General features: G+C 69.4%; 13 protein-coding genes. 10 read left to right on the top strand and 3 right to left on the bottom strand.

Features of this window, described 5'->3' with window-relative positions; all coding sequences use genetic code 11:
• From AC1DXK_RS14155 to AC1DXK_RS14140, 4 genes are all read left to right on the top strand, one after another.
• Positions 1 to 1,595 (top strand): potassium transporter Kup (locus AC1DXK_RS14155; RefSeq protein WP_477298091.1); only part of this gene is annotated, 1,595 nt, incomplete at its 5' end.
• 81 nt (positions 1,596 to 1,676) lie between these two features.
• Positions 1,677 to 2,171, top strand: a complete 495-nt coding sequence (locus AC1DXK_RS14150; protein ID WP_457104483.1) for an SRPBCC family protein — start codon at positions 1,677 to 1,679, stop codon at positions 2,169 to 2,171.
• Positions 2,172 to 2,323: 152 nt separating this feature from the next.
• Complete coding sequence (gene pyk / locus AC1DXK_RS14145; protein WP_457104484.1) at positions 2,324 to 3,736, top strand: pyruvate kinase; 1,413 nt, start codon at positions 2,324 to 2,326, stop codon at positions 3,734 to 3,736.
• Between the two features lie 95 nt (positions 3,737 to 3,831).
• Positions 3,832 to 3,960, top strand: coding sequence for a TFIIS helical bundle-like domain containing protein (locus tag AC1DXK_RS14140; protein ID WP_457104485.1), 129 nt, complete (start codon positions 3,832 to 3,834; stop codon positions 3,958 to 3,960).
• Between the two features lie 55 nt (positions 3,961 to 4,015).
• Here AC1DXK_RS14140 and AC1DXK_RS14135 read toward each other — a convergent pair whose 3' ends face one another.
• Positions 4,016 to 5,203 (bottom strand): patatin-like phospholipase family protein, encoded by a 1,188-nt coding sequence (locus tag AC1DXK_RS14135; protein ID WP_457104486.1) that lies wholly within the window; start codon positions 5,201 to 5,203, stop codon positions 4,016 to 4,018.
• A gap of 440 nt (positions 5,204 to 5,643) precedes the next feature.
• On the opposite strand from AC1DXK_RS14135, the gene AC1DXK_RS14130 reads away from it, so the two are divergent.
• On the top strand, positions 5,644 to 6,171 hold the full coding sequence (locus AC1DXK_RS14130; RefSeq protein ID WP_457104487.1) for a GcrA family cell cycle regulator: 528 nt from the start codon (positions 5,644 to 5,646) through the stop codon (positions 6,169 to 6,171).
• A gap of 12 nt (positions 6,172 to 6,183) precedes the next feature.
• Here AC1DXK_RS14130 and AC1DXK_RS14125 read toward each other — a convergent pair whose 3' ends face one another.
• Positions 6,184 to 7,059, bottom strand: coding sequence for a TAXI family TRAP transporter solute-binding subunit (locus AC1DXK_RS14125; RefSeq protein ID WP_457104488.1), 876 nt, complete (start codon positions 7,057 to 7,059; stop codon positions 6,184 to 6,186).
• Positions 7,060 to 7,412: 353 nt separating this feature from the next.
• Between AC1DXK_RS14125 and cysK the strand changes: the two genes are divergently transcribed.
• From cysK to AC1DXK_RS14100, 5 genes are all read left to right on the top strand, one after another.
• A complete protein-coding gene (cysK, locus tag AC1DXK_RS14120) occupies positions 7,413 to 8,387 on the top strand; it encodes a cysteine synthase A (RefSeq protein WP_457104489.1) in 975 nt (324 codons plus the stop codon).
• Positions 8,388 to 8,795: 408 nt separating this feature from the next.
• Entirely contained in the window at positions 8,796 to 9,299 is a 504-nt protein-coding gene (locus AC1DXK_RS14115; protein WP_457104490.1) for a hypothetical protein, read from the top strand.
• Positions 9,300 to 9,381: 82 nt separating this feature from the next.
• Positions 9,382 to 9,561: a hypothetical protein gene (locus AC1DXK_RS14110; protein ID WP_457104491.1), complete on the top strand. Its 180-nt coding sequence runs from the start codon at positions 9,382 to 9,384 to the stop codon at positions 9,559 to 9,561.
• The gene (locus tag AC1DXK_RS14105; protein ID WP_457104492.1) at positions 9,561 to 9,875 is read left to right on the top strand and encodes a hypothetical protein; all 315 of its coding nucleotides are present in this window, start codon (positions 9,561 to 9,563) and stop codon (positions 9,873 to 9,875) included. Before AC1DXK_RS14110 ends, AC1DXK_RS14105 begins: the two co-directional genes overlap by 1 nt.
• Entirely contained in the window at positions 9,872 to 10,033 is a 162-nt protein-coding gene (locus AC1DXK_RS14100; protein WP_457104493.1) for a hypothetical protein, read from the top strand. Before AC1DXK_RS14105 ends, AC1DXK_RS14100 begins: the two co-directional genes overlap by 4 nt.
• Positions 10,034 to 10,086: 53 nt before the next feature.
• Here the strand turns inward: AC1DXK_RS14100 and AC1DXK_RS14095 are convergent, their stop codons facing one another.
• Positions 10,087 to 10,227, bottom strand: a complete 141-nt coding sequence (locus AC1DXK_RS14095) for a hypothetical protein (RefSeq protein WP_457104494.1) — start codon at positions 10,225 to 10,227, stop codon at positions 10,087 to 10,089.
• Between the last annotated feature and the right edge of the window lie 193 nt (positions 10,228 to 10,420).

The following is a 10,420-nucleotide window of genomic DNA, read 5'->3' as shown; positions in this document are numbered from 1 at the left end:
GGCTCATCGGGGCGGCCCTGCTCTACGGCGACGGCGCGATCACGCCGGCGATCTCGGTGCTCTCGGCGATCGAGGGCCTGAAGATCGACGCGCCGGCGCTCGGGCCGTACGTGGTCCCGATCACCCTCGTCATCCTGGTCGGGCTGTTCCTGGTCCAGCACAAGGGCGTGGCCGCCATCGGCCGCGTCTTCGGACCCGTCATGCTCGTCTGGTTCGCGGTGCTGGTCGTGCTCGCGGTCCCCAGCATCCTGCGCGCGCCGGAGATCCTGGCGGCGGCCAATCCCTGGCGGGCGGTGGATTTCCTGTTCCACGCCGGCTGGCACGTGAGCTTCCTGATGCTCGGCGCGGCCTTCCTCGCGGTGACCGGCGGCGAGGCGATGTACGCCGATCTCGGCCATTTCGGCGCACCCGCGATCCGCTTCGCGTGGTTCGGCCTCGTGCTGCCCGCGCTCCTGATCCACTATTGCGGCCAGGGCGCCCTGCTCCTCGCCGAGCCCGGCGCCATCGAGAACCCGTTCTACCGACTGGCCCCGGACTGGGCGCATTACCCGCTGGTCGCGCTCGCCACAATGGCGACCGTCATCGCCTCGCAGGCGGTGATCTCGGGGGTGTACTCGCTGACCCAGCAATCGATCCAGCTGGGCTTCATGCCGATGATGCGCGTGGTGCACACCGATCAGGAAGAGCGCGGCCAGATCTACGTGCCCGGCGTGAACTGGCTTCTCGCCGCCGCGACGCTCACCGCGGTCGTGGTCTTCGGCTCGTCCGATGCGCTGGCAGGCGCCTACGGCATCGCGGTCTCCGCGCTGATGGGCATCACCACGCTGCTCGCCGCGTTGATCGCGCTCCGCTGGGGCTACAACCCGATCCTGGTCTTCGCGGTCAACGGCTTCTTCCTCGCGATCGACGCCGTGTTCTTCGCCGCCAACAGCGTGAAGCTGCTGGAGGGCGGCTGGTTTCCGCTGCTGCTCGCCGCGGTCGTCGCCTTCCTGATGCTGACCTGGATGAAGGGCAACCACGTCCTCGAATCCGTCCGTCAGACCATGCGCATGTCCGAGGCGACCTTCCTCGCCCAGCTCGCCTCGCACCCGCCGGTGACACTGCCCGGCACCGCGGCCTTCTTGTCGGCCGCCACGGAGGGCATTCCGATGGCGCTCGGCCGCCTGCTTGAGCGCAGCCGCTGCCTGCACGAGCGGATCCTCCTGATCACCGTGATCTACGAAGAGGAGCCGGTGATCCCCGCGAGCGAGCGGGCGCAGGTCACCCTCGTCGCGCAGGGCATCCGCAAGGCGATCTCGAAGTATACGCCCGGCATGGAGCGGGTGGTGCTGCGCTACGGCTTCATGCAGACCGCCTCGATCCCGGAAGGGCTCCAATGCGCCGTGGCGAGCGGCCTGTTGCCGCCGGAATACCTGGAGGACATGACCTACTTCGTCGGCCACGAGGTGGTCATCCCGTCGCCCACGCGGCCCGGCATGGCGCTCTGGCGGGAGGGCCTGTTCGCCTTCATGAAGCGCAATGCCGAGCGGACCGGCGCCCATTTCGGCCTGCCGACCCGTCAGATCGTCGAGGTCGGGACCGAAATCGAGATGTGAGCCGCAGGGTCGGCACGGTGCCCCGCCGTCGGTGTGGACGGCTGCGTCCTGTCGCGCGACAGAATGCGAGGAGATCGTCCCATGCAACGCGCCCCCTTGATGGCGGTCGGTGTCGCGCTCCTCGCCGCAGGACCGGCCTGCGCCCTGGACGTGACCCGCAGCCGGGACATCCCGGCCCCGCCCGCGGCCGTGTGGGCGCTGGTCGGCGATTTCTGCGCGATCCAGCTCTGGCACCCTCAGGTCCAGCGCTGCATCCTGCCGGGCGACGACGACGATGACGGCATTCGCGCCCAGATCCGTGGGCTCGTCGTGGCGGGCGGCCAGGGCACGATCACCGAAGTGGAGACGACGCGCGACGAGGCGGGCATGAGCTACAGCTACAGCTTCATCCAGGGTCCGCTGCCGGTGCGCGCCTACAATGCCACGCTGGCGGTCCGTCCGAACGGCGCGGGATCCACCGTGATGTGGAGTGCGACCTTCGACGCCGAGGGAATGAGCGACGCCGAGGCGACCGCCGTCATCGCGGACGTGTTCGAGACCGGGCTTGCCGGGATCGCTCGAGAGGCGGCGAGATAGGCGGCAGCCGAATCGGACGGCCGCGCGAAAAATCGCGCGGCCGCCGCCGCAGGGCCTCGTCGCGCCGCCGCTTCGCACCGATGTGAGCGGCGTCGGTGCGACCGATCGCCCGGCTCGGTTCCCAGAGGCAGCCTCATGAGGGCGAGACCCGCATGCGCCGTCACCGCCACGCCAAGATCGTCGCCACCGTCGGCCCCGCCAGCGCCACCCCGGAGCAGTTGCGTGCCCTGTTCCTCGCCGGGGTGGACACGTTCCGGCTGAATTTCAGCCACGGCGTCCAGGAGGATCACGCCAGGGTCTACGCCGCGATTCGCCGCCTGGAGCGAGAGGTCGGCCGGCCGATCGGCATCCTCCAGGATCTCCAGGGCCCGAAGATCCGGATCGGCACGCTCAAGGGCGACCGTCTGGATCTCGAAGCCGGCGAGATGGTGCGCTTCGTCCTCGACGGTGCCGCCGGCGACAAGCAGTCGATTCCGCTGCACCACCCGGAGATCTTCGACGCCGTCGTGCCCGGCCAGGAACTGCTCATCGACGACGGGCGGGTCCGGGTGCGGGTCACCGGACCGGAGCGGACGGCGATCACCGCGGAGGTGATCACCGGGGGACCGATCTCGAACCGCAAGGGCGTGAACCTGCCGGGCACCCTGCTGGACCTGTCGCCCCTCACCGAGAAGGACCGTGCGGACCTCGCCTTCGGGCTCGAACTCGGCGTCGACTGGGTCGCCCTCTCCTTCGTGCAGAAACCGTCGGACGTCATTGAGGCCCGCGGGATCATCGGTGATCGCGCCGGCATCATGTCGAAGATCGAGAAGCCGCAGGCGCTGGAACGGATCAGCGACATTATCCGCTTGTCCGACGCCGTGATGGTCGCCCGCGGCGACCTCGGGGTCGAGATCCCGCACGAGGACGTCCCCGGTCGGCAGAAGGAGCTCATCCGCGCCTGCCGGCTCGCGGTGAAGCCGGTGGTCGTGGCGACCCAGATGCTCGACTCGATGGTCAGCGCGCCCGCACCGACCCGGGCGGAGGCGTCCGACGTCGCCACGGCGATCTACGACGGCGCGGATGCGGTGATGCTGTCGGCGGAATCGGCCACCGGCCGCTATCCGGTCGAGGCGGTGGCGATGATGGACCGGATCATCCGCAGCGTGGAGGGTCACAAGCTCTACCACTCGATCGTGGCGGCCTCCGAGCCCGGAGAGGAGGAGACGCCGCCCCACGCGGTGGCGACCGCCACGGCCGTTCTCGCCGAGGCCGTGCATGCCGCCGCGATCGTGACCTACACGGCCAGCGGCACGACCGCGGCCCGCGTGGCGCGCAAGCGCCCCGCGGCCGCGATCCTGGCGCTCACGCCGAACGTCGCGACCTCGCGGCGGCTGAGCCTGCTCTGGGGGGCGCACAGCGTCCTGACGGAGGACGTCGACAGCTACGAGGAGATGACCGCCAAGGCCTGCCACCACGCTCGGGACGAGGGTTTCGCCAAGCCGAACGACATCATCGTGGTCGCCGCCGGCATCCCGTTCCACACGGCCGGCAACACCAACAACATCCGTCTGATGCAGGTCTGAGGCCTCGCATGGGCCGCGGGCTGGGAACGCGGCCGGCGCCTGACCCGTTGATAGGAAAGCTGCGCTGTTTTGGCGCGAGATCGGAGGGCCGACCCATGAACCTGATCGGACGCATCGTCACCAAGATCCTCGGCAACGAGAACCGCCCCGTCGACCGCGACGACCGGAACGCCAGCACGGCGTCGCCGATCGGCCGCCTCGTGACGAAGATCCTGGGCAGATAGTCCAGTCCGGCTGCCGCGCGGCCCGTTCGGGCGCGCGGCAGTGCCCCGACCGCGCTCAGTTCGCCACGGCGCTGGCGGTTTCCTTGAGCGTCGGAGCGGCGGGGATCGTGTGCTGCCAGAAGGTGCCGGTGCGGCCCTTTTCGAGACCGGCCTCGTAGAGCGCGCGCATGTAGGCGGTGTCGAAGCCCTTCGCGGCCGAGGCCTTGGGTCCGTTTTCGTCGATATAGGTCAGGTTGAAGCCGATCCCGTTGCCGCGGGCCAGGGCGTAGGTCGCCGTCAAGGTCGCGCGGGATCGCGCGCGGCTCGCCGTCGTGAACGAGCGCTCCACGATCGAGAGTGTGTTGTCCTTCGTCACCTCGAAATCAGGCTCCAGGCGGCCGTTGATCACGACGTAGATCTCGGCCTTGCCGCCTGTGCGGATCCGCCCGTCGCGCAGCAGCAGGGTCTGCGGCAAGGTGAAGACCGGCGTCACCACCGACCCGTCGACATGCATCTCCTGGAAGCGGGAATCGCCGGCCGCGACGTCGATGAATTGCGGCGGGAAGACTGCCGGGATGCTCGCGGATGCCGCCAGCACGTCGCGGAAAAGCTCTCTGGCATTCGGCACGCCGCTCGCCGCGATGGCGCCCATGTTCCAGATCACAGCCCGCTGGGAATCCAGGTTTGTGGTGACGACGAGGAGGCGACGGCCCTTGGCGTGCTCCTCGGCCACCGCCTGTATGAGGTCCGGCGTGACGTAGCGGTCGATGAGGCTGCGCAGACGCCCGTCGCCGAACAGGCCCGATCCGAACAGAACATTGGCGAGGTTAGGCGAGGCCACCAGCTCGCCGGCGACGCCGCTGGTGTAGAACTCCGTGAGGTAGGGGTCGTAGGCCGAACCCAGAAACGCGAAGGGCGCGATCAGCGCGCCCGTCGAGACGCCTGAGACCAAGGTGAACTCGGGACGCGTGCCGGAGGCGGTCCAGCCGTTGAGCACGCCGGCCCCGTATGCGCCGTCACCGCCGCCGCCCGACAGAGCCAGGTACGTGAAGCCCTTGCGGCGACGCTCCGGATTGGCGGCGAGCGCCGCGATCGTATCCACCGAGGCGTCGGCGAAGACGCGCGCGCCGGGAATGCCCGGAACGGTAGCCAGCGCCGCCTGCTCGGCGGTGTATGGCGCCCGTGGAATGCTGCCGCAGGCCGCGACCTGAGCCGCCAGCCCGAACGCCACCGCCGTGCGCAGGCTGACCTGACGAACACCCATCGTCGCTACCTCGAACCGCCGAACACGCCCACTCTGCCACACGGAACGAGCTTGGCCGTATGTTCTGTTCCGACTGAGCCGGCTCAGCACGGAGATTAAGACCGCGCTGTTGCCAAGGGGTCACGATCCCACGCGATCGGGGCGCAAGCGTGGCTGCTTCGGGCAGGCTGCCGGTTGCCGCCGGCGGGGATCATTGTCGGTGGACAGGCGGCGCAGCGGCACGCGCCGTGTGTCAGGCCACCCTTGCAACGCTCGCGAACGGCGCGGTAGGGTTCCTCGGTGGCTTGGCGAGACAGGGTGTCGCACGTCGTGTGACACCCGGCGCGCGAGGGCGCGGCCTGTATGGCGGACAGGGCCAGTTGCAAGACGGCTCCTGGCGAGCCGGAACGGATGTCGTCGCCCGCGAGAACGCGGCCGAGCCGCAGGGGGCGGAGGGGATAATGGAACCGGTTCTCGGCTGGACGGATGATCGCGTGGCGCTTCTGCGCCGGCTGTGGGAAGACGGGCAGAGTGCCAGCAAGATCGCGGCGCAACTCGGCGGCGTGACCCGCAACGCGGTGATCGGCAAGGTCCACCGCCTCGGCCTGGCCGGTCGCGCGCGGGGCGGCGAGGAGACGCCAGCCGGGACGGCCGTCTCGAAGACCGTCGAGATCGAGACAGCCATCGCGGTGGTCGAGACCCAGGCGCCAGAGCCGGTGGCGATCCTGACGCATCGCCCGGCACCGAACTTCCCGGCGCCTGCGCCCGCCCCCGAGCCGGTGGCCCTGGCGGTCTCGCAGCGCGTCACCATCATGGACCTTCGCGAGTCCATGTGCCGCTGGCCGCTCGGCGACCCGACGACCCCGGAATTCCGCTTCTGCGGCGCCCGCTCGATCACCGGGCTGCCCTACTGCACCCATCATGCCGAGATCGCGTACCAGCCCGCAGCCGAGCGGAAGCGTGACCGGCGCGTCGCCTCGTTCCGCTGAGAAGTCGCAAGCTCAGCGCAGCGCAACACCGGTTTCGCGCAGGAAGCGACCGGTCCCGGGATTGATCTGCGCCGCCGGGATCAGGCCGACGAGGTTCTTCGGCTGGGCCGCCACCAAGGCCGATCGCGCCAGCGCCCGGACGAGGCGATAAGCGGTCTCATCGTCGAGCCCCGGGCGCGCGAGCACGAAGCTCCAGGATCCCACCGTCGCAATCGGTGCCGTTTGCCCGGAAAAGCTGCCTGCCGGCACGGTAAGGCGTCGCAGGGTCGCGCCGGGCTGCGCGAGGCGTGCGATGCCCTCCTCCGACGGCCCGAAGAAGCGGGCTCCGCCTGGGTCTCCGGCCAGGGCGTGGAAGCCCGGCCAGTCGAGGCCGCCGCCCCAGAGCGCGTCGGCGCGCCCCTCGCGCACCAGGGCCGGCCCGTCGCCAGCCCGATCAAGCAGGATCGGGCGGATGTCGCGCGCGGGATCAAGGCCCGAGGCGCTCAGCACGCTGCGGCCCATGACGGTGAGCCCGGATTTGTGCGTGCCAAGCGCCACGCTACGCCCGCGCAGGTCCGCAACGGTGCGGATCGCGCTGCCGGCGGGGACCACGAACAGCCCGGGCGTCGGGTACATCGGCGCCAGAACCGTCAGGCCGCCACCTTCGGCAAGGGCGGGAGAGGCGTATTCGCCCTGCACGAGGCCGAGATCGACACGACCGGCGCGCAGGAGGCCGACATTTTCGGACGACCCGCCGGTGGCGCGCCGCTCGATCGCGAGGGTCGGGTCGGCCCCCGCGATGGCGCTGGCGAACGTCTCCCCGAAGGCGGGAAATCCACCGCCCGGCGTCGCCGTGGCGAGCACGATCCGGACCGTCTCCTCGGCTCGGACCGGCCGCGCCAGGATCAACCCGATTCCCGCCAGCAGGCCGGCCCGGCGGGTCGGCCCTCGCCGACGGGGGCGCGCTGCGGGTGTAGCCGGAGATCCGAGGCCGTCGGTCGCGGCGGCGCAGGCCGGAGAATTAAATTCCATCGGGAACCGGCTACCCAGCAATGGTCTTCCAACCCAGTCCGAAAGTTCACCGGATTCCGGAAAGAACTTTCGGTAACGGCACTTAGCCCGATTGCTCCGGCCGCGGCAACGCGATATCGCAGCCTCCCGTCCGGAACTGGTCGAGCCATCGGCATGAAGGCGTTCCTTCGGCGGGGCCTATTCCGGACACGACATCTGTCCGATTCGTCACCACGAGCAGGAGTTCCGCGATGGCCGATATCCCCAACGCACCGGCGAAGGTCGGCCACGGCCGTGTCTATGGCTCCATCACCGAGACGATCGGCAATACCCCCCTGGTGCGCCTCAACCGGCTGCCGAAGGAGCATGGCGTCGATGCCGAGATCCTGCTGAAGCTGGAATTCTTCAACCCGATCGCCAGCGTGAAGGACCGCATCGGCGTCAACATGATCGATGCGCTGGAGGCCTCCGGGAAGCTCCAGCCCGGCGGCACGCTGGTCGAGCCGACCTCCGGCAACACCGGCATCGCCCTGGCCTTCACGGCCGCAGCCCGTGGCTATCGGCTCATCCTGGTGATGCCGGAGACCATGTCCCTGGAGCGGCGCAAGATGCTCGCCTTCCTGGGCGCGGAGCTGGCGCTCACCCCCGGCGCGCAGGGCATGAAGGGTGCGATCGCCAAGGCCGAGGAACTCCTGAAGGAGATCCCCGGCTCGGTGATGCCGCAGCAATTCTCGAACCCCGCCAACCCCGAGATCCACCGGAGGACCACCGCCGAGGAGATCTGGAGCGACACCGGGGGCCAGCTCGACGCCTTCGTGGCCGGCGTCGGAACCGGCGGCACCGTCACGGGCGTCGGCGAGGTACTCAAGCCGCGCCTGCCGAACCTGAAGATCTTCGCCGTGGAGCCCGAGGATTCCCCGGTGATCTCGGGTGGCCAGCCCGGCCCGCACAAGATCCAGGGCATCGGCGCCGGCTTCATCCCGGACAACCTCCACACCGGCATCCTCGATGGCGTCCTGAAGGTCAGCAACCAGGCGGCGTTCGAGACGGCCCGGGCTCTGGCCCGCCTGGAAGGCATCCCCGGCGGCATCTCGACCGGCGGCAACGTCGCCGCAGCGCTGGAGCTGGCCAAGCGGCCCGAATTCCAGGGCAAGCGAATCGTGACCATCGCCTGCTCGTTCGCCGAGCGGTACATCTCGTCGGCCCTGTTCGACGGCATCGGTTAGGGCATCGCTCCGAACGCAAGCGTCAGCGAAGTCTGGAAAAATTGACGCCTCGACAGAGACCGATAGCTCGGGCGCGGGAATGCAATGACCGCGTCTGAGCACGAGGCGACACCGGAGCGGCCCTCGGGCCGCTTCGAGACGCTCGCACAAGCGCGCGCCGCCGACGTTCGGCACGCGCCTTTCCCCTGACGGATGTCAGAATTCGACCCCCTGTATCCGTCATGGCTTCTACTTTAGAAGTCACGGCGCAGACATTCAGGCATCAACCAAGATAATTATTTGACAATTATTCCCTGTTAATGATTTGATCACCAGAATTAGATCATATATTTGCGCTAAAGATTGCATCTAGACGTGACGACATCTTTCCGCTAACGCCTGCTCGGGCGACCGGATGGTGAGTCTCTCATGCGTGGCCTCCTCGTTCTGCTGTTCAGCTTCTGGGCTCAGGCGGCGGTGGCTCTGGGCTTTGCCCGCCACGATCTGACCGGGCTGGCCGAGGCCGCCAGGACGGCGCTCGGGCCGGAGGCGACGGCGCAGGCGGAGCCCCTGCATCTCAGCCTGAACTGCATGCCCTGTGCGGGCGCCCCGACGATCGAGCTGCAGATCGGGCGCCTGACCGACGGGACCGAAGAGCGGGTCCGCTCCGGCAGGACAACCTTCGCCGCCCTCGAGGCGGTCTGTCTGCGGCGGAATCCGGATTGCCGGCTCTCCGCCCTGCCCGCGGGCTCGGCGATCGGCTGGTTGAGCGTCTACGCCCTGGAGAACGGTGCGGGCGCGACCGCCGTGATCCTCCGCAACGGCGATCTGCTGACCATCGCGGCCCGGGCGGCCAATCGCGGGGCCGCCGAGGATTCGGTGCGGCAGCTGATGCAGGCTGTCCTGCCCCGGATCGTCGGCCCGGACACCTGAACCGCGCGCCTGCGGTCGCCCCGCTCGGCGCAACCCTCCTTCGCCGCCCCCGTTGTCTCAGGACGGCGCAGCGAGGCAAACCATGACAGACCAGACCGGACGATCTCCGCGGGAGAATCCCGAGGGCAAGGCAGATACCGGGTCCGAGACGCCGCGCGCGACGCTCCGCCAGATGGAAGATCAAGCGAAGCCCGGCAGCGATCTCGGCGAAGCGATCGACAGGGCCACCGCGGCCGTCGGTCAGGACGACGGGAAACGCTGATGGTCCGGCCGACGAGCGAATCCGGAACGGTCACCCGCAAGCCCGACGACGCGGTCGGATCGCGCGGGACCCCGCCAAGCGGAGGCGGGCACCAGACCGCAGATCAGGCGGCGATCACCGACATGGAATCCGGCGGAACGCCGCAATCCGAACCCAAGGACAGGTGGGGCGCCGCCGGCGAGCCGGGACGCTCGCCGCCCGCCCTCGGCGGCTCATCCGGCGGCCATTCGGACCAGAAGGCCTCGCGAGGTTCGACCGGCGACACGAAAGTCGCCGACGGCCTCTCTCGTGCGGAGCGGGAGAACGGGGAATGACCGAGCGTCGCGATACCGGCACGCCGCCGCCGGAAAAGCCGAAGAACATCGCCCCCGACGCGGTCAAGGACCCGAACGAGAAGACCGACGGCAAGCCCGGCCAGGGGATTCCAGCCGGCGGAACCCAGCACGACGAGACTGATCCCGGGAGCAGCTGACGCAGCCGGGCCGCACGGCGCCGCGTCGGGACACCCGCCGCGGCCGCACAACGTCAGGAGAGGCGGAAAGGGATGGGGTCGGCGGCCAGCGGCACGTCGTTCGGCCGGCAGCCGGTCTCGACGGAAGCGTAGCGGATCGCATCCTGACGGGTCCGGAAGATACCCCCGGCTCGGCCACCGGCCTCGACGGCCACCCAATGCCCCTCCCCGTCCTGGCCGACGACGTAAGAGGGTGGTGCCGCGCCAGCAGGCTGGAGCGACGGAAGGGAATTCAACGCGACAGGCATTGGAGTCACGGGGTTCACACGAGCCTCTCGGGTCCGCCGCACCGAGGTAGGACCCTCGGCATAAGGGTTCGATGGACCGGAGCCCCGCCTGGAATAAGGG

The sequence above is a fragment of the Methylobacterium sp. P3_A11 genome, assembly GCF_056403155.1.
The sequence above is the reverse complement of the archived record's forward strand: the minus strand, read 5'-3'. Positions and strand labels throughout refer to the sequence as shown.

Bases quoted from the DNA above. Each gene is read 5' to 3' on its own strand.
- AC1DXK_RS14100 (WP_457104493.1), top strand. From the start codon at position 9,872: ATGACCGAGCGTCGCGATACCGGCACGCCGCCGCCGGAAAAGCCGAAG.
- AC1DXK_RS14115 (WP_457104490.1), top strand. From the start codon at position 8,796: ATGCGTGGCCTCCTCGTTCTGCTGTTCAGCTTCTGGGCTCAGGCGGCG.
- AC1DXK_RS14150 (WP_457104483.1), top strand. From the start codon at position 1,677: ATGCAACGCGCCCCCTTGATGGCGGTCGGTGTCGCGCTCCTCGCCGCA.
- cysK (WP_457104489.1), top strand. From the start codon at position 7,413: ATGGCCGATATCCCCAACGCACCGGCGAAGGTCGGCCACGGCCGTGTC.
- AC1DXK_RS14135 (WP_457104486.1), bottom strand. From the start codon at position 5,203: ATGGGTGTTCGTCAGGTCAGCCTGCGCACGGCGGTGGCGTTCGGGCTG.
- pyk (WP_457104484.1), top strand. From the start codon at position 2,324: ATGCGCCGTCACCGCCACGCCAAGATCGTCGCCACCGTCGGCCCCGCC.
- AC1DXK_RS14140 (WP_457104485.1), top strand. From the start codon at position 3,832: ATGAACCTGATCGGACGCATCGTCACCAAGATCCTCGGCAACGAGAAC.
- AC1DXK_RS14130 (WP_457104487.1), top strand. From the start codon at position 5,644: ATGGAACCGGTTCTCGGCTGGACGGATGATCGCGTGGCGCTTCTGCGC.
- AC1DXK_RS14105 (WP_457104492.1), top strand. From the start codon at position 9,561: ATGGTCCGGCCGACGAGCGAATCCGGAACGGTCACCCGCAAGCCCGAC.
- AC1DXK_RS14110 (WP_457104491.1), top strand. From the start codon at position 9,382: ATGACAGACCAGACCGGACGATCTCCGCGGGAGAATCCCGAGGGCAAG.